General features: G+C 69.0%; 17 protein-coding genes and 1 pseudogene. 8 read left to right on the top strand and 10 right to left on the bottom strand.

Annotated elements, in window-relative coordinates:
• Window positions 1–66 precede the first annotated feature (66 nt).
• The 3 genes from ABZ909_RS20925 to cofD are packed head-to-tail and all read right to left on the bottom strand — an operon-like array spanning window position 67 to window position 2,902.
• Window positions 67–585, bottom strand: coding sequence for an NUDIX domain-containing protein (locus tag ABZ909_RS20925; protein ID WP_357002050.1), 519 nt, complete (start codon window positions 583–585; stop codon window positions 67–69).
• Window positions 582–1,946 (bottom strand): coenzyme F420-0:L-glutamate ligase, encoded by a 1,365-nt coding sequence (locus tag ABZ909_RS20920; protein ID WP_357002048.1) that lies wholly within the window; start codon window positions 1,944–1,946, stop codon window positions 582–584. The genes ABZ909_RS20925 and ABZ909_RS20920 overlap by 4 nt, the downstream gene beginning before the upstream one ends.
• Window positions 1,943–2,902: a 2-phospho-L-lactate transferase gene (cofD, locus tag ABZ909_RS20915; protein WP_357002294.1), complete on the bottom strand. Its 960-nt coding sequence runs from the start codon at window positions 2,900–2,902 to the stop codon at window positions 1,943–1,945. The genes ABZ909_RS20920 and cofD overlap by 4 nt, the downstream gene beginning before the upstream one ends.
• Window positions 2,903–3,501: 599 nt before the next feature.
• On the opposite strand from cofD, the gene ABZ909_RS20910 reads away from it, so the two are divergent.
• A complete protein-coding gene (locus ABZ909_RS20910) occupies window positions 3,502–3,762 on the top strand; it encodes a WhiB family transcriptional regulator (RefSeq protein WP_354834123.1) in 261 nt (86 codons plus the stop codon).
• A gap of 183 nt (window positions 3,763–3,945) precedes the next feature.
• Here ABZ909_RS20910 and ABZ909_RS20905 read toward each other — a convergent pair whose 3' ends face one another.
• Complete coding sequence (locus ABZ909_RS20905) at window positions 3,946–4,425, bottom strand: metallopeptidase family protein (protein ID WP_357002045.1); 480 nt, start codon at window positions 4,423–4,425, stop codon at window positions 3,946–3,948.
• Window positions 4,426–4,669: 244 nt separating this feature from the next.
• Between ABZ909_RS20905 and ABZ909_RS20900 the strand changes: the two genes are divergently transcribed.
• From ABZ909_RS20900 to ABZ909_RS20880, 5 genes are all read left to right on the top strand, one after another.
• The gene (locus ABZ909_RS20900) at window positions 4,670–5,083 is read left to right on the top strand and encodes a DUF3499 domain-containing protein (RefSeq protein WP_357002043.1); all 414 of its coding nucleotides are present in this window, start codon (window positions 4,670–4,672) and stop codon (window positions 5,081–5,083) included.
• Between the two features lie 169 nt (window positions 5,084–5,252).
• Entirely contained in the window at window positions 5,253–6,629 is a 1,377-nt protein-coding gene (locus ABZ909_RS20895) for a phosphomannomutase/phosphoglucomutase (RefSeq protein ID WP_357002040.1), read from the top strand.
• A 73-nt stretch (window positions 6,630–6,702) separates the two neighbouring features.
• Complete coding sequence (locus tag ABZ909_RS20890; RefSeq protein ID WP_357002037.1) at window positions 6,703–7,881, top strand: tobH protein; 1,179 nt, start codon at window positions 6,703–6,705, stop codon at window positions 7,879–7,881.
• Window positions 7,881–9,146 carry a mannose-6-phosphate isomerase, class I gene (manA, locus tag ABZ909_RS20885; RefSeq protein WP_357002034.1) on the top strand — a complete coding sequence of 422 codons (1,266 nt, stop codon included), beginning with the start codon at window positions 7,881–7,883 and terminating at the stop codon, window positions 9,144–9,146. The genes ABZ909_RS20890 and manA overlap by 1 nt, the downstream gene beginning before the upstream one ends.
• Before the next feature lie 77 nt (window positions 9,147–9,223).
• The gene (locus tag ABZ909_RS20880) at window positions 9,224–10,159 is read left to right on the top strand and encodes a cation diffusion facilitator family transporter (RefSeq protein WP_357002032.1); all 936 of its coding nucleotides are present in this window, start codon (window positions 9,224–9,226) and stop codon (window positions 10,157–10,159) included.
• A 112-nt stretch (window positions 10,160–10,271) separates the two neighbouring features.
• Here ABZ909_RS20880 and ABZ909_RS20875 read toward each other — a convergent pair whose 3' ends face one another.
• Genes ABZ909_RS20875 through ABZ909_RS20865 form a run of 3 tightly spaced genes read right to left on the bottom strand, consistent with a single transcriptional unit; the run spans window position 10,272 to window position 12,798 of the window.
• Entirely contained in the window at window positions 10,272–10,673 is a 402-nt protein-coding gene (locus tag ABZ909_RS20875; RefSeq protein ID WP_357002030.1) for a DUF3052 domain-containing protein, read from the bottom strand.
• Between the two features lie 17 nt (window positions 10,674–10,690).
• Window positions 10,691–12,172: an NAD(P)/FAD-dependent oxidoreductase gene (locus tag ABZ909_RS20870; protein ID WP_357002028.1), complete on the bottom strand. Its 1,482-nt coding sequence runs from the start codon at window positions 12,170–12,172 to the stop codon at window positions 10,691–10,693.
• A gap of 47 nt (window positions 12,173–12,219) precedes the next feature.
• On the bottom strand, window positions 12,220–12,798 hold the full coding sequence (locus ABZ909_RS20865; RefSeq protein WP_357002026.1) for a TetR/AcrR family transcriptional regulator: 579 nt from the start codon (window positions 12,796–12,798) through the stop codon (window positions 12,220–12,222).
• A 90-nt stretch (window positions 12,799–12,888) separates the two neighbouring features.
• Here ABZ909_RS20865 and ABZ909_RS20860 point away from each other — a divergent pair, with 90 nt between their 5' ends.
• Both ABZ909_RS20860 and ABZ909_RS20855 read left to right on the top strand, forming a co-directional pair.
• On the top strand, window positions 12,889–13,311 hold the full coding sequence (locus ABZ909_RS20860) for a DUF4267 domain-containing protein (protein ID WP_357002024.1): 423 nt from the start codon (window positions 12,889–12,891) through the stop codon (window positions 13,309–13,311).
• A gap of 100 nt (window positions 13,312–13,411) precedes the next feature.
• Window positions 13,412–13,606: pseudogene (locus ABZ909_RS20855) on the top strand (DUF4287 domain-containing protein); the annotation flags it as partial.
• 305 nt (window positions 13,607–13,911) lie between these two features.
• Here the strand turns inward: ABZ909_RS20855 and ABZ909_RS20850 are convergent.
• The 3 genes from ABZ909_RS20850 to rfbD are packed head-to-tail and all read right to left on the bottom strand — an operon-like array spanning window position 13,912 to window position 16,873.
• Window positions 13,912–15,003: an NDP-sugar synthase gene (locus ABZ909_RS20850; RefSeq protein ID WP_357002022.1), complete on the bottom strand. Its 1,092-nt coding sequence runs from the start codon at window positions 15,001–15,003 to the stop codon at window positions 13,912–13,914.
• Between the two features lie 44 nt (window positions 15,004–15,047).
• The gene (locus ABZ909_RS20845) at window positions 15,048–15,968 is read right to left on the bottom strand and encodes a glycosyltransferase family 2 protein (protein ID WP_357002020.1); all 921 of its coding nucleotides are present in this window, start codon (window positions 15,966–15,968) and stop codon (window positions 15,048–15,050) included.
• Window positions 15,965–16,873, bottom strand: coding sequence for a dTDP-4-dehydrorhamnose reductase (gene rfbD, locus ABZ909_RS20840; protein ID WP_357002017.1), 909 nt, complete (start codon window positions 16,871–16,873; stop codon window positions 15,965–15,967). Before rfbD ends, ABZ909_RS20845 begins: the two co-directional genes overlap by 4 nt.
• Between the last annotated feature and the right edge of the window lie 85 nt (window positions 16,874–16,958).

The following is a 16,958-nucleotide window of genomic DNA, read 5'->3' as shown; positions in this document are numbered from 1 at the left end:
CAGTAACACGGGGATTCCAGCGTCCGGAACCCCGTGTACCGCACAATGCGACAGCACGGCCGTGTGTCAGCGCACCAGTACGTCGGAATCGGCGGGCAGCCCGTCCACCGGCCACCAGCGCAGGTCGGTCGACTCCGAACTGCGCACCGGCACAGCGCCTTCCGGCGCCTTGATCTTGAACAGCAGATCCAGGTGCCGGGTCGGCACGCCCAGTGAGCAAGTGATGGGGTGCGCCTGCGCGCCGTAGAGGCCGGGCTCGAGCACCAGCCCGTCGATGCCGGACTCCTCGGTCGCCTCGCGGAAGGCGGCCGCCGCGACCGAATCATCGGATTCCTCGCAGTGCCCGCCCAATTGGATCCACCGGCCCACCCGCGGGTGCAGAGTCAGCAGCACCTCGCGCTCGTCATGGGAGAACACGATGGCCGAGGCGGTGATGTGCCCGGCCGCGTGCTCGCGCAGGCAGCCGCGCGGCGCGGAACCAAGGAAGGCCAGCATGGCCTCCCGGATCGAGCACTCCGAACCCGTTGCCGGAGACCAGGTCTCCAGCAGCTCGGTCGCCGATTTGTGCAGCGACTCGGCGCTCACAGCTCGACCAGCCCCAGGCCGGGCTCGCGCGCCTCGCGCGGGGCGACCTCGTCGAGTGGGTACCCGATGGCGATGGCGCCCAGCGGATTCCAGTCCGCCTCCAGGCCCAGCACGTCACGGGTGACCTCGGGCGCGAAGATGGTCGACCCGATCCAGCAGCTGCCCACGCCCCGCACGGCCAGCGAGACCAGCAGGCCCTGCACGGCCGCGCCCACCGCGACGGTGAACATGGTCTGCTCGGCGGCGCGGCGGCGCTCGTCCGGATATTCGTGCGCGCCGTCGGGCACGCAGAACGGGATGATCATCTCGGGGGCGTCGAACAGGATGCGGCCGCGCGCGACCCGCTTCTCCACGCTCTCCGAGGTGCGACCGTCACCGGTCAGGTCGGTGCGCCACTTCTCGGCCATGGCCTCGAGCAGCTGCTCGCGCAGGCCGCGCTTGCGGACCCAGACGAAGCGGACCGGACGGGTGTGATGTGGTGCGGGCGCGGTGAGCCCGGCGGCGACGGCCTCACGAATGAGCTGCGGCGGCACCGGCGTCTCGGCGAACCGGCGCACCGAACGCCGTAGTGGCACCGCCTGTTTGCGGCCGAGCTCGACAGATTCCTCGGTGCCCAGCCAGAACAGATCGTCCTCGCCGCGCCGGAGCAGATCCCCGGCGGTGGACCCGTCGTCGATGTAGTCGAGCCCGCGCACCACCGCGACCGGGACGCCGCCCAGCTTGCCCTTCACCAGGTCCGCGGCCGCGGCCAGCTCGTCGGCCACCGCGACCAGGGTGACGTGCAGTTCATTGCCCTGCCCGTCGACCGCGCCGTTGTAGTCGTGCAGCACCCCGATGCCCGCCGACCCGATGGCGGCGTCGATCTGGCCGTTGCGCCAGGCCCGGCCCATGGTGTCGGTGATGACCACGGCCACCTGCACGCCCAGGCGGTCGGCCAGCGCGGTGCGCAGCGCCTTGGCGCTGGCGTCCGGATCCTCCGGCAGCAGGACCAGTTCGCCCTGTTCCACATTGGAGCCGTCGACTCCGGAGGCAGCCTGCACGATGCCGAGCCGGTTCTCGGTGATGAGGGTGCGGTTCTTGCGCGCCAGCACTCGCACCGACTCGTCGAGCACCAGTTGCCGGCGCGCGGCGTCGCGCTCCTCGGGGTCGCTGGGCACGGTCACGATGCGGCCCTCGGCCTTGGCGACGATCTTGCTGGTCACCACCAGCACGTCGCCGTCCTGGAGCCAGGGCGCCTGTGCCGCGATGGCGTCGGCGACATCGTCGCCCGGGCGGAATTCCGGCAGGCCCGGAACAGGCAGGATGCGCAGTTCGCCACCGGACGCGTGATCGCCCAGCGCTTCGATGGAATCCGTTGTCACGGTTTGACTCCCGCGATGTCGAGGGCTTCGCGAACCATCTCGGCGGTCGCGACCGGGTCGGTCATGAGCAGCGGCACGCTCCGGGTTTCGACGCCCGGAATGTCGGCGGTGTCACCGGTGTGCACGAGCCAGCCGTCGAGAATGCCGGTGCCCGAGCGCGCGCCGTAGTGGGCCCCGACGGCCTCGGCGGAGGTTTCCACACCGATCACCGACAGGCACTCATCGGCCATGCCGCGCAATGGTTTTCCGCCGATCACCGGAGACAGTCCGATCACCTTGGCACCCGTGGTGCGCAGTGCACCCCGGATGCCCGGAACCGAGAGGATGGCGCCCACGCTCACGACCGGGTTCGACGGAGCGAGCAGGATCACATCCGCTGAATCTATGATTTCGATCACACCCGGGGCCGGTTTCGCAGCATCTGCCCCAATAGTCACGAATCCATGGGTCTCTACGTTCGCCCGGTATCGAACCCACCACTCCTGGAAATGGATCGCGCGGCGTTCGCCAGGGTTCTCCGGGTCGCCGATTACGACATGTGTTTCGCATCGGTCATCGGTTGCCGGGAGCAGTTTCACACCCGGTTGCCACCGATTGCAGAGCGCCTCGGTGACCGCCGAGAGCGGGTATCCCTGACGCAGCATTTCGGTGCGAATGAGATGTGTGGCGATATCCCGGTCGCCCAACCCGAACCAATCGGGCTGAGCCTTGTATTTCGCCAGCTCCTCCTTGGCACTCCAGGTCTCGTTCGCGTGCCCCCAGCCCCGTTCGGGGTCGATGCCGCCACCCAGGGTGTACATGCAGGTGTCCAGGTCAGGACAGATGCGCAGCCCGTGCATCCACACGTCGTCGCCGACATTGACGATGGCCGTGGTGTCGGCTCCGGGCAGCAGTTCGCGCACCCCCATCAGGAACCGCGCGCCGCCGACTCCGCCGACCAGGACGGCGATCCGCAGGCCGGTGCCGGGCACGGTGTCCGCTTGTTCTCGAGTCACATCCGCACAGCCTATGCGTTCGGAGCGGAAAGTCGGTCGGCAGTTCATTTGCTGCGAATTTGCTATTTGAACTGCGGGAACGCCTCCCGACGGGGTCGGAGATGGTAACGGAATCGCTTCGGCAGCTTGACCATCGCCGCTCCCGGCGTGTCTAATCACAGGCATGTCATTCCGGGTCCGCGTGAGAGTGCAAGGCGCGGACGGGTTTTCGAACAGGCGTTCGCACCGGAGTGACGTCAAGCTCGGGGATGGCCGCGGGACTACGCCGCGGCGTTGGGCCGTCGGTGGGATCGGCTCCGACGGATTAATCATTCTGCGCTAACACACAGTGAGGAGGCGGAGCGATGGCCGAAGAGCTGGCCCCGTCGGGCATTCCGGGCGGTGTATCGCAAACCGATTCCACGACTGGCGCAGCACCTGACTTCTGCGCCGACGATCGGAACGGATACGAGGGGGGTGAACCGATGACGACTGTGCGACTGGGGGGCGGGCAGTGGGCGCGAGCCGCCTACCAGCCCGAACCACCGCGGTTGAGCCTGATCGTCACCGGTGCCGAGGATATGTACGACACTTTCTCGCGCGGCGGCCGCATGATGACTGAGGCCGAACAGTGGCAGGAACGGGCGCTATGCGCCCAGACCGACCCGGAGGCGTTCTTCCCGGAGAAGGGCGGCTCCACCCGCGAGGCCAAGCGCATCTGCATGGGCTGCGAGGTCCGCGACGAGTGCCTCGAATACGCCCTGGCCAACGACGAGCGCTTCGGCATCTGGGGCGGACTCTCCGAGCGGGAGCGCCGCCGCTTGAAACGGGGCATCAGCTAGCTACCCCGCCTCACTCCCCCGCCTCTCCGCGTCTTCAGCGGGCGATTCGGAAGCCGTTGACCGCTGACAACCGTGCCGGTGGTCAGGTGCCCAAACTACTTTGGACGTGCCCGACGAGTTACCCCGAACTCACGAAATCAGTTGTTACGAAACGTAGTTCGGGGTACAACGTCAGGGCCTTGGCTACTCCGGATCGGGATCGATGACGTCGGGTTCGACGCCGAGATAGGTCGCGATCTGTTGCACGAGGACCTCGCGCAGCAGGTCGACCAAGTCGTCGGGGTCCCCGGCCCGGAGCTCCAACGGCTTGCGGAACAACACGACGCGGGCGCGGGTGGCCATGCCGTAGCGGTCCACACCGGCCGGGATCAGGCGGGAGAGGGGCACCGGGCCGTCGGCCACCACCTCGTCCGGCCAGGTGACCGAATCCGGGTGCAGCGGACGGATTTTCGGCACGTCGTCGACCGCGATATCGAGCTTGGTGAGCTGCTCGTGCCAGCGGGTCTCCAGCGGCGCGAAGGCCTCCAGCACCAGGCGGTCGAACTCCTGACCCCGGGTGCGCCGGGCGGGCACTGTCGGCGGCAGCATCGGCCCGCGCACACCCCGCCCGCGGCGGATGACCGACCGCGCGGTGGGCGGCCGCCTCTTACGTGAACGGGTCATACCTTGAATCTAGCCCTTACCCCGGGCGGGTGTGCGCACCCGTCTCGCCCGGCCGCCCGGCCGGTGCGGCGGCCCACTGCGACGCCGTTCCGGAGACCCGGTGAGCCGCACTTCCGAGGGCCGCTGCGACGCGCCCGCGGCACGAAAGCGCACAGCTACCCGAGGCCCTTGTGGCACGAGTGAGACGGGCTTCATTGAGCGTGTCTTTGTCCACGAGGCAGCGAGGGGGGTTACCCTGCATGGCGTGATCCCCATGCGTCGTTGCTGCCGTCCAGGCTGCAAGAACCCGGCCGTCGCGACGCTGACCTATGTGTACTCCGACTCGATGGCAGTCGTGGGTCCGCTGGTCACGGTGGCCGAACCACATTCCTGGGACCTGTGTGAAACGCATGCTTCCCGGATCACCGCACCCAAGGGCTGGGAGTTGGTCCGCCACGAGGGCGGGTTCTCCTCCTCGACGCCGGATGACGACGATCTCACCGCGCTCGCCGAAGCCGTCCGCGAGGCCGGATTGCGCCGCCGCACACCGGAACCCGATCCGCGCGGCTACACCGACTACGCTCCCGCCCCGCAGCGCCCGACCCGTACGGGTCGCACCGGCAGACGCGGACATCTTCGCGTCCTACCGGACCCACCCGACCGCCTCTCCGAATCTTAAGCGGGCAGCCGGGAGCCGTGATCCATTGGCAATCCGTGCCGGCGGTTGGGTGCCGTCACCAATTTCGGACGTACCCGGCGAGTTACCCTCGCCCCACGAAGTCAGTTGTCCAGAAAGCAGGGGCAGGGGAAGTCTCGCGTTACCGGACTCTGCCACTAGGGTGGGGGCCATGACAGTCGCCCGGTCCGCCGAGTCAGTTCAAGCAGTCATCAAGGCATACGACGTTCGCGGGGTTGTCGGCGAACAGATCGACGCGGACTTCGTCCGGGACGTCGCCGGTTCCTTCGCCCGGCTGATGCGCGGCGAGGGCGCCCGGCGCATCGTCATCGGTCACGATATGCGCGACTCCTCACCGGAATTGGCTGCCTCCTTCGCCGACGGCGTGCTCGCCCAGGGGCTCGATGTGGTGCACATCGGCCTGGCTTCCACCGACGAGCTCTACTTCGCCTCCGGCCACCTGGACTGCCCCGGGGCCATGTTCACCGCCAGCCACAATCCCGCCAAGTACAACGGCATCAAGCTGTGCCGCGCCAAGGCGCTGCCGGTCGGCCAGGACACCGGGTTGGCCACCATCACCGAGGAAGTCGTCGCGGGCGTCCCGGCCTTCGACGGGCCGCGCGGCAGCGAGACCCGGGAGGACCTGCTCTCGGCCTACGCCGACTTCCTGCACAAGCTGGTGGACCTGAGCGGCTCGCGCCCGCTGCGCATCGCGGTGGACGCCGGCAACGGCATGGGCGGCTATACCGTGCCCGCCGTGCTGGGCACGCTGCCGCAGTACACCGTCGAGCCGCTGTTCTTCGAACTCGACGGCAGCTTCCCCAATCACGAAGCCAATCCGCTGGATCCGAAGAACCTGGTCGATCTGCAGGACTACGTCCGCAAGACCGGCGCCGATCTCGGCCTGGCCTTCGACGGCGACGCCGACCGCTGCTTCGTGGTGGACGAAAAGGGTGACCCGGTCTCGCCGTCGGCCATCACCGGCCTGGTGGCCGAGCGCGAGCTGACCAAGGAACCGGGCGCGACCGTCATCCACAACCTGATCACCTCGCGGGCGGTGCCGGAGCTGGTGACCGAGCTCGGTGGCACCCCGGTGCGCACCCGGGTCGGTCACTCGTTCATCAAGCAGCAGATGGCGGCCACCGGCGCGATCTTCGGCGGCGAGCACTCGGCGCACTACTACTTCCGCGACTTCTGGGGCGCCGACTCCGGCATGCTCGCCGCCCTGCACGTGCTGGCCGCACTGGGCGAGAAGGACCGGCCCATGTCGGAATTGGCCTCCGCCTACTCGACGTACGCGGCCTCCGGGGAGATCAATTCGACGGTTTCGGATGCGCAGGAGCGGACCCTCGCCGTGCTCGAGGCCTTCGGCAAGCGGGCGAAATCGGTCGATCGGCTGGACGGCGTGACCGTGCAGCTGGCCGACGGCGCGTGGTTCAACCTGCGGGCCTCCAATACCGAACCGCTGCTGCGGCTCAACGTCGAGGCGCGCTCGCAAGATGAAGTAGACGCACTCGTAACCGAGATCCTGAGCATCGTCCGCGCCTGACTGGAATAGTGGAATCACAGAGCTTGGATTCACCAGCGTCTGGTGACCCGATGAGGGGAGGTGGCAACGCCCGATGATCGCTGGGACACCGGTAATCGACCTCGATGACGTCGCCTCGCTGGAGGCGGCGGACGCCGGGGGTGTACTCCGCTCCGCCGCGTCGGGGGGAGCCCAGGTAAGGGCAACCGCCGCGGCACTTTCCGAAGATGCGCTGACCCGACTGACCGATCTGCGACCCCGCAGTCTGGTCCTGGTGTCGGGCAGCGGGCGCGCCGCACGCGCGGCAGCGCTGTTGATCGCGGCCCTGGGTGACCGCACGAGTATGCCGCTGGTACCGGCGACTTCGATCCCGCCGTGGGTCGGGCCGCTGGACGTGGTGCTGGTGGCGGGCGACGACGCGGGTGATCCGCGGCTGGCCGAAGCGGTGGACCGAGCACTTCGGCGAGGTGCCGAAGTGGTCGTGGCCGCGCCGGACGAGGGACCCATGCGGGCGGCCGCCGCTGGGCGCGCCACCATTCTCGCGCCGCGGGTGCGGGTCCTCGACCACAACCGCATGCTGCGCTATCTGGCCGCGGGTCTCGCCGTGCTGACCACCATCGACCCGCACCGCATCGGGCCGCTGGTGCCCGAATTGAACGCTCTCGCAGACCTGCTCGACGAAGAGGCGCTGCGCGACGGACCGCAGCACGAGGCCTTCCACAATCCCGCCAAGACCCTGGCCACCCGCATGCAGCAGCGCAAGCACCTGGTACTGGCCGGTGATTCCGGCGCCGCTACCGTGCTCGCCGAGCACGGCGCCGAGGTGCTGCTGGCCACGGCCGGGCAGACCGCCACCGCGGTCACGCTCTCGGAAGCCGTTGCGGCACACGGCCGGTTGGTCGCCGCCGCCGGGGTCGCTGCCCCCGGATTCGATCCGCTGTTCCACGACGAGCAGCTGGACGGGCCCGCGCCGGTGGAGCAGGTGCGGGTGTTCGTGGTGAGCGCCGATCCGGACGAGGTGACGGTGCGCAGGCGACTGGCCGTGTTCGGTTCCGACGCGGGGCTGGTCGACACCAACCTGATCACCGTGGACACCGAGGTGGCCACCGTTGCGGCCGAGGCGGAGGGGCAGACCGCGCCCGCCGTCCAGGGTGGTGAGCTGGAAAAGCTTGCGGTACTCGCACTTCGGCTGGAGATGGCGGCCGCCTATCTCCGACTACTCGGTTCCCGCCCGGCCACCGGACCGGGACGCTACGACGGGGGCAATTACTAGTGCACGAACTCGTTGGTGCGCTGCGTTCCTACGCTTGGGGTTCGCGCACCGCGCTCGCTCAGCTGTGCGGACGACCGGTCCCCTCCGCGCACCCGGAGGCCGAACTCTGGTTCGGCGCGCATCCCGCAGATCCGGCGCGGGTGCAGATCAACGGGCACAGCGAATCGCTGCTGGAGCTGGTCAGCGCCGACCCGGAGCACGAACTCGGGCCGGTGGCTGGCGAATTCGGCGGACGGCTGCCGTTCCTGCTGAAGATCCTGGCCGCCGAGGAACCGCTCTCGCTGCAGGCGCATCCCAGCACTGAACAGGCTCGGGCCGGGTTCGCGCGGGAGAACCACAGCGGGGTCGCCATCGACTCCCCCATGCGCAACTACCGCGACGAGAACCACAAGCCCGAACTCGTGGTGGCGCTGCACCGTTTCGAGGCACTGGCCGGATTCCGCGATCCGCGCCAGACCGTACGGCTGCTCAATGCCCTGGATGTGCCGGAACTGAGCCAGTACGCCGAACTGCTTGCCGCCCAGCCCGACTCGGCGGGGCTGCGCACGCTGTTCACCACCTGGATCGCGCTGCCGCAGGGCAGTCTGAGCATGCTGCTGCCCAAGGTGCTCGACGGCTGCGTGCGGTATCTGTCGGAGGCCCGAAGCGGGGGCGCCGGCAAGGAATTCGTGGCCGAGCTGCGCACGGCGCTCGAGCTCGCCGAGGCGTATCCCGGCGACGCCGGAGTGCTGGCGGCACTGCTGCTCAACCGCATCACCCTGGAGCCCGGCGAGGGCCTGTTCCTGGATGCCGGGAACCTGCACGCGTACCTGCGCGGGGTCGGCGTGGAGATCATGGCCAATTCCGACAATGTGCTGCGCGGCGGGCTCACGCCCAAGCACGTGGATGTGCCGGAGCTGCTGAGGGTGCTGGACTTCGAGCCGCTGGATCTGCCCGTCCAGACGGCGGAGCGGGTGTCGGACAGCGTGTTCCGCTATCACACGCCTGCGCCCGAATTCGCGCTCAGCCGTTTCGAACTGGCCGCGGGGGCCGAGCCGGTGCCGGTGGTGCGGTCAGGACCGGTGATCGCGCTGGTCACGCACGGGCGGGTGAAGCTGTCGCAGGGCAATCACGAGCTGATCGTGGAATGCGGGCACGCGGCGTGGATCTCGGCCGCCGACGGCGGGATTCGCGCGCAGGCGATTGCCGGGGACACGTGCGGTGCCGGAGCCGAGGACGCGGACGGCTCGGCGCAGCTGTTCTGCGCCGCCGTCGGCGAGGAGTGACGCCCGGGCTCCAGTAGGCTCTCCCGGTCATCGCGTTTTAGGACAAAACGGACATAGATTCGGGAAGGGGCGGTTCATTGTCTGCGGGCGGCGGTAAGAAGGCCATCCTGGCGGCGCTGAGCGCGAACGCCGGTATCGCGGCGGCCAAATTCGTGGGCGCGGCTATCACCGGATCGGCGTCCATGCTGGCCGAAGCCGTGCACTCGGTGGCCGACACCTCCAACCAGGGGCTGCTGCTGCTCGGCCAGCGCCGCGCGGAACAGGAAGCCGACCAGCTGCATCCGTTCGGCTACGGGCGCAACCGGTACTTCTATTCGTTCGTGGTCGCGCTGGTCATCTTCGCGCTCGGATCGCTGTACGCGATCTGGGAGGGCATCCACAAGATCCAGCATCCCGAGGAACTGTCCAATCCGATCGTCGCGATCGTCATCCTCGGCCTCGCCATCTGCCTGGAGGGCTTCAGCTTCATCACGGCCATGCGGGAATCCAAGCCGCTCAAGGGCAATTCGAGCTGGTGGCGGTTCATCCGCAACTCGCGTAATCCGGAGCTGCCGGTGGTGCTGCTGGAGGACTCGGGCGCGCTCATCGGCCTGATCTTCGCCTTCGCTGCCATCAGTCTGACCATGATCACCGGCGATCCGGTGTGGGACGGCGTGGGCACCCTGGCCATCGGCCTGCTGCTCGGCGGCATCGCCGTCATCCTCATCATCGAGATGCAGAGCCTGCTCATCGGCGAAGGCGCGACGCCCGAGGACGACGCCAAGATCCGCACCGCACTGGTCGACGACCGGCGCATCGACCGGGTCATCCACCTCCGCACCCAGTATCTGGGCCCGGAGGAAATGCTGGTGGCCGCAAAGATTTCCATCGTGCCCGGCCTGACGATCGCCGATATCGCCGTCGCGATCGACGACGCCGAGGCGCGGGTACGCGCCGAGGTCCCGGCCGCCCGGGTCATCTACCTGGAGCCGGATCTGTATCGGACGCACTCCCCCGCCTCCCCGAGCCTTTAGCGGACGGCTCAGGTGCGGTCGACAGTTGGGAACCCGTGCCGGCGGTCGACGGCCCAACCGATTTCAGAGCTACCCGACGAGTTACCCTGACCGGCACGAAATCAGTTGTCACTTATCGATCGGCGAGGCGGATGACGAACCGCAATCCCGACCAGGTCTCGTCGATGGCGGCGACCTTGTTGTCGACCAGCCCCTGAGCCAAACCGTATTCCCGAGCGGCGTTCTCACCGAGATCGGTGGGCACGCCGCTCGCCTTCTTGGGCCAGGCCAGCCACAGGCCGCCGTCGATCGCCAGCCGCTGCCGCCACCCGGGGAACCGGCGCGTCAGGGTGGCACGGTCCGGACAGAACCCGAGGATCACGTCGTACGGCCCGGCGCCCGCCCGGCGATGCACCTCGGCCCCGCCGGGCAGTTCGCCCAGCTCGAAACCCGCCGGCGCACCGGCCAGCAGCACCCGGCTCTCGGCCTTGATGCCGAGCTTGCGCGGCAGGGGCGTGCCCGAATATCCGGCCATGCCCCGGAGCGTAGCAATCAAATACGCCAGTGGTCGGTCAGTAGTTCAAGGGGGTCGGTGCGGACGTCGAATTCGGTGCGCAGGGCATGGCGGGCGGCGTAGTAGCCGTTCATGCCATGCACGCCCGGGCCGGGCGGGGTCGCAGAGGAGCACAGGTAGACGCCGGACAGCGGGGTCGAGTACGGATTCCAGCGGGGCGCGGGGCGGAACACGGTCTGGCGCAACGTCATCGCGCCCGCGGAGATGTCGCCGCCGATGTAGTTGGGGTTGTGGGCGGGCATGGTGGCGGCCGTGCGGACGTGGGTGGCGAGGACGAGGTCGCGAAAGCCGGGGGCGAAGCGTTCGACCTGGGCGGTGACGGCCTCGGTGAGATCCTCGGCGGAACCGTTGGGGACGTGGGCGTAGGTGTAGAGAGTGTGCTGGCCCTCCGGGGCCCGGGTCGGATCGACGACCCCGGGTTGGATGGCCAGCACGTAGGGGCGGTCGGCGTGACGCCCTGCGGCGACGGCCTTTTCGGCGGCGACGGCCTCGGCGCGGGTGCCGACCAGGTGCAGGGTGCCGGCTCGATCACAACCGGTGGCCCGCCACGGGACGGGTCCGGCGAGCGCGAAGTCGACCTTGCAGGCCGCACCGCCGTAGCGGAATCTGTTGAGCGCGAAGTTGTATCGGGCGGGCAGGGTCGCGATGCGCTGGAGTTCGGCGGGCGCGACATCCAGCAGAACGGCCCGGACCTCGTCGAATTCGTCGAGGGAGTCGACGCGGTGGCCGGTAAAGATGCGGCCGCCATGGGTTTTCAGATCATCGGCGAGCGCGTCCACGATGACCTGGCTGCCGCCGCGCGGGACCGGCCAGCCGCTCACATGGGCGAGGGTGCCGAGCAGCATCGCGACTCCCGCGCCCGGCACACCGCGCGGGGGGCGGATGGCATGCGAGGCCACGCCGGTCAGCAGGGCGGGCGCGATGTCCTCGCGAAAACGCATGTTCCACAACGGCGTCGACTGTTCCAGCACTCGGCGGACGAAGCGCAGTTCGATGCCCGGATCCAGGTGCAGCAGGCCGGCCGGGTCGATCGGCGGATGCCGCAGATCCGACATGGCCAGCCCGACCAGGTCCTCCCACTTGCGCACCAGCGGGCCGAACAGCCGCCGCCAGGAACCGCCGTCGCGCCCCAGGCCGTCGGCGGTGCGGTCGAGATCGCGCCAGGCCAGACCGGCGTGCCCGCCGTCGAGCGGATGCGCGTAGGACACCTGCGGGGTGAGCAGTTCGACGCCGTGCTCCTTCAGATCGAAGGCCCGGAAGAACGGGGACGCCACCGCCATGGGATGCGCGCCCGCGCACAGGTCGTGATGGAAGCCCGGCAGGGTCACCTCGCCGGTGCGGCAGCCGCCGCCGATGTGGTCGGAGGCCTCGTACACCTCCACCTCGAGCCCGGCCCGAGCCAGGATCACCGCCGCCGCCAACCCGTTGGGCCCGGATCCCACCACCACCGCGTCAGCCATGGATCCAGCCTAGGCCGGGCTCGGCCGGTGGCGGCGCAACCGTGGGGTCAGTCGCCGCGAACCCATTGCGCGACCAGAATTTCCAGCCGCTGGTCCCGGAGGCCGGGCCGCAGGCGGCCACTGCGATCCAGGGTGGCCAGCCCGTGCAGGCTGCTCCAGCCGACCTCGGTGAAGGTCTCGGGATCGTGCGGCGGGGCGAAGGGGGCGAAGGTCTGCAGCAGCTCGCCGAAGGCGTCCTTCAACGCCTGCGGCGCTTCGGGGCCGAACTTCAGGTCGGTGTGCAGCAGGAACATGGCGTCGTAGAGGGCGGCGCTGTCGCGGGCGAAGTCGAGGAAGCCCTGGGCAACCGCGCGCAGCGCCTGTTCCGGGGTGGATGCGGACGCGCGAAGTTGCTTGACGACCGCGCCGAATTCGGTACAGCCCGCCTCTGCGACGGCCGACACGATGGCGTCCTTCCCCGCGAAATGGCTGTACAGCACGGGCTGGCTGTATTCGATGCGTTCGGCGAGCTTGCGCACGGTGACCGCGTCCCAGCCGTCGGTCTCGGCGATCTCGCGGGCGGTGTCGACAATGCGCTGCCGGCGCTCGGCGCGCTCACGTTCCTTACGGGTCTGTATGGCGCTCATGAAGAAACTCTAGCATCGCTAGACAAACTACCGACGAACCGGTTAGCGTTGCTTCATCAGTTAGCGCAGCTAGAATTTGGAGCACCCCACATGATCACCTCACGCCTCACCTCGCGCATCGCCACCACCCTCGCCGTCGCCGGAGCCGGCTTCATCACCTACATCGGCTTCCGCTACCTGATCGACCCGCAGGCCGCGGCGCCCACCTTCGGCATGCGGGTCTCGCCCACCGGTGAAGCCGCCGACTTCCTGAACGTGAAGGGCGTCCGCGATGCCGCCTGCGGACTGCTCATCGTGGCCCTGCTCGCCGCTCGCCAGCGCTACTCGCTGGGCATCGCCATGCTGGTCATGGCCACCATCCCCACCGGCGACATGCTCACCATCCTGCGCCACGACGGCTCGACAGCCACGGCCTTCGGCGTCCACGGCGTGACCGCCGCGCTGGTCGCAGCCACCGGCCTGCTCCTGGTGAACGAGCGCACGGCCACCGCCGACCGCGCCATCACCGCATGACCCGCGTCATACCGCGATGAATTCGCCCGCGCCGCACCGTCGATCCCTTCGACACCACAGCGCAAGGAGATGATCCTGGCGACCACCAAGCCCCACGGCCCCGGCCTCGTACTTCCCCTCCATCGAGGCCAAATACGGTCGCCCCGTGGACGAATGGTTCGCCGCACTGACCACCTCCGAACTCACCGGGCACAAGGACCTGGTGGACTGGCTGAAGACCGAACACGAGCTGGGCCACGGTCACGCCACCGCACTGGTCCAGTTCCACCTCAACCCCGGCAAGTGGGAGCGCTGAGTCACGATTCGGCACCGCATCACTCGCGAACTCGAGGCTCTCACTGGCGATGACCCACTCACCGCCTACTCGATGACTTGCTCGGGTCATTCGCCGCGCTCGACAGTGCTGGGTGGTGAGAGGACCCTCGCCGACTCCCACCGGGGCGGCAATGCCGGACACCAGCTCATGCTGTGCATGCGAATCACCTTTGGCCGCAATCGATTCGGGAGAATCACCGCCACCTCCCCGCGAATATCGTGATGCCCGAACACGATCGGCCGTTCACCTCGGGGAGGTGGACGGCCGGTCGGGGGTTTCGGGGGTCAGACGTCGGTGGAGAAGCGAATGCCGCCGTCGGGGATGTCGACGCCGGGCCAGATGCGGGCGCCGCGGAGGAGTTCGCAGCGGGCGCCGACGTTCGCGCCGTCGCCGATGACGGCGTCGCGGACCAGGGCGCGCGGGCCGATGCGGGCGCCGAAGCCGATGATCGAACGCTCCACGGTGGCACCGGCTTCCACGCGTGCGCCGTCGAAGAGGATCGCGCCGTCGAGGCGGGCGCCCGCGCCGACCTCGGCGCCGCGGCCGACGACCGTGCCGCCGATGAGCAGGGCGCCGGGGGCGACACCCGCACCCGGATGGACCAGGGATTCGCCGCGCTGGCCCGGCAGGGCCGGGGACGGGGCGATGCCGCGGACCAGGTCGGCCGAGCCGCGGACGAAGTCCTCGGGGGTGCCCATGTCACGCCAGTAGGAGATGTCCACGTGGCCCTGGATGTGCGCGCCCTCGGCGAGCAGGGACGGGAAGGTCTCCCGCTCGACCGAGACCGGACGGCCGGCGGGGATCTTCTCGATGTACTCGCGGCGGAAGACGTAGCAGCCCGCGTTGATCTGATCGGTCGGCGGATCCTGGGTCTTCTCCAGGAACGCGGTGACCCGGCCGTTCTCGTCGGTGGGGACGCAGCCGAAGGCGCGGGGGTCGCTCACCCGCACCAGGTGCAGGGTGACGTCCGCGCCGGAGGTGTAGTGCGTCTCGAGGACGCTGCCGAGGTCGGTGCCGCCGAGTACGTCGCCGTTGAACACCAGGACGGTGTCGGCGCGCAGCTTGGGCAGCACATTGCGGATGCCGCCGCCGGTGCCCAGCGGTTCGGTCTCGGTGACGTATTCGAGCTCGAGGCCGAGGTCGGAGCCGTCACCGAAGTGCTCCTCGAACACCTCCGCCTTGTAGGAGGTGCCGAGCACCACGTGAGTGATGCCGGCATCGGCGATGCGGGCCAGCAGATGCTGCAGGAACGGCAGTCCGGCCGTGGGCAGCATCGGCTTGGGGGCGGACAAGGTCAGCGGACGCAGGCGGGTGCCCTGGCCTCCGACCAGGATCACCGCGTCCGTGGACCCGGCGGTACTACCGCTGTTCGCCATCTTCTCCCCTGTTGTCAGGTTGTCAGGAATGCGCGCCCGCGATGTTAAACAACCTCGTTTCGATCACGTTCACGCAGTGCGGATCGAACCGCAAGCCGGCATCGGATCGCAAGTCCAGCCTTCAGCGCGACTCGCAGCGGAGCCTGCCACCAGTGCGGATGCCGATCGGCCTGGAAACGATAGGCGCTGGCGTGGTGCGCGGGCAGCATGGTCTCCGGATGACGACCCGCGGCATGCCCCTTGGCGTGCGTGACCTCCGCGGACGGCACGAAGACATTGTGCCAGCCTGCTTTGCCCATGCGATCACCGAAGTCGACGTCCTCCATGTACATGAAGTAGCGGGAGTCGAAACCGTCGATGGAGTCGAACGCGGCGCGGCGCACCAGCAGGCACGAGCCCGACAGCCAGCCGACCGAGCGCTCGGAGATCTCCTCGTTGTCCTGGCGGTAGCGCAGGGTCCACGGGTTCTTGGGCCAGATGCTGCCCAGGATGGCGTGGCCGGCGCCGTCGGCGATGCCGGGCACCGAGCGCGCGGACGGATAGGTGCTGCCGTCCGGCTCGAGCACCATCGGGCCCAGGGCGCCGGCGCGCGGCCAGCGGCGGGCCGCCGCCAGCAGCTCGTCGATGGAGTCGGTGCCCCAGCGCACGTCCGGGTTGGCGATGACGATGAATTCGATGTCCGGGTCGATCTCGGCGACCGCGCGGTTGATGGCGCCGCCGTAGCCGATATTGCCGCCGGTGCGCAGCAGGCGCACATGGGCGTTGGCCTCGGCGGCCATTTCCGGGGTGCCGTCCACCGAACCGTTGTCGGCCAGGATGACCTGCGGCTTTTCACCGGTGGCGGTGGTCAGCGTGCTGATGAAGTGTTCCAGGTGCTCGCCGGGCGAGTAGGTCACCGTGACGACGGCCAGCTGCGGTTTTTTCTCCGCGGCGGGGGGTTGTCCGACAGAATCCGAGGGGCTCACGGGGGCCCAGGATAGTCGGAGATGGCGGCCAGTGCGTCGTTCAGTGCCTGCTTCCAGTGACGCAGTGGCGACAGGCCCGCAGCGGCCCACGAATTGCCCGAAAGTACCGAATACGCCGGGCGCGGAGCGGGTCTCGGGAAATTTTCGGTGCCGCAGGGCAGTACGCGTTCCGGGTCCGCGCCGAGGCCGGTGAAGACGGCCCGGGCCAGATCGAACCAACTGGCCTGGCCTGCATTGGTGGCGTGCAGGATTCGAGGTGTAGCGGGATTGCCGGGCCGGCCCGCCAATTCCAGCAGGCCCGCCGCGAGATCGGGCGCGTAGGTGGGCGAGCCGATCTGGTCGCGCACCACGGTGATGGTGTCGCGCTCGCGTTCCAGCCGCCGCATGGTGGCCACGAAGTCGACGCCCGCACCGGTGTAGACCCACGCGGTGCGCACGATGTCCGCGTCGGGCGCGAACTCCAGAACCGCTTGCTCCCCAGCCAGTTTCGACCGCCCGTAAACCGTGGCCGGTCCGGTCGGATCGTCAGGTTCGTACGGGTGCGCGCCGGTGCCGGGGAAGACGTAGTCGGTGGAGACGTGAATCAGGCGCGCGCCGTTCTCGGCGCACACCCGGGCCAGCACGCCCGGCCCGGTGGCGTTCACCGCGAAGGCCGCGTCCACGTCGGTCTCGGCCCGATCGACGGCGGTGTAGGCGGCGCAGTTGATCAGCACGTCACCGGGATTCACCAGCTTGCGCACGGCATCGGCGGCGGTGATGTCGAGATCGGTGTGGGCCACGCCACGCGCACCGGGCGCGAGCGTCATCACCGCGCGCCCGAGCTGACCGCGCGCGCCCGTCACCAGCAGTCGCGCGGAATCCGGGCGCGGTCGGCCGGCGGTCGGGCTCACGTCATGGGCGGTCACGGCTGTCAGTCTGGCACGGACCCTGCACGACTCACGGAGCCGGTGATACGGCAACATCACGGCTACCACCACTAGCCTGACTGGC

The organism is Nocardia sp. NPDC046763 (assembly GCF_040645495.1).
Lineage (GTDB): Bacteria > Actinomycetota > Actinomycetes > Mycobacteriales > Mycobacteriaceae > Nocardia.
The sequence above is the reverse complement of the archived record's forward strand: the minus strand, read 5'-3'. Positions and strand labels throughout refer to the sequence as shown.

Excerpts from the sequence above, each read along its gene's own strand:
- ABZ909_RS20910 (WP_354834123.1), top strand. The coding sequence starts at position 3,502 with ATGTACGACACTTTCTCGCGCGGCGGCCGCATGATGACTGAGGCCGAA.
- ABZ909_RS20905 (WP_357002045.1), bottom strand. The coding sequence starts at position 4,425 with ATGACCCGTTCACGTAAGAGGCGGCCGCCCACCGCGCGGTCGGTCATC.
- ABZ909_RS20895 (WP_357002040.1), top strand. The coding sequence starts at position 5,253 with ATGACAGTCGCCCGGTCCGCCGAGTCAGTTCAAGCAGTCATCAAGGCA.
- ABZ909_RS20890 (WP_357002037.1), top strand. The coding sequence starts at position 6,703 with ATGATCGCTGGGACACCGGTAATCGACCTCGATGACGTCGCCTCGCTG.
- ABZ909_RS20875 (WP_357002030.1), bottom strand. The coding sequence starts at position 10,673 with ATGGCCGGATATTCGGGCACGCCCCTGCCGCGCAAGCTCGGCATCAAG.
- ABZ909_RS20870 (WP_357002028.1), bottom strand. The coding sequence starts at position 12,172 with ATGGCTGACGCGGTGGTGGTGGGATCCGGGCCCAACGGGTTGGCGGCG.
- ABZ909_RS20865 (WP_357002026.1), bottom strand. The coding sequence starts at position 12,798 with ATGAGCGCCATACAGACCCGTAAGGAACGTGAGCGCGCCGAGCGCCGG.
- ABZ909_RS20860 (WP_357002024.1), top strand. The coding sequence starts at position 12,889 with ATGATCACCTCACGCCTCACCTCGCGCATCGCCACCACCCTCGCCGTC.
- ABZ909_RS20850 (WP_357002022.1), bottom strand. The coding sequence starts at position 15,003 with ATGGCGAACAGCGGTAGTACCGCCGGGTCCACGGACGCGGTGATCCTG.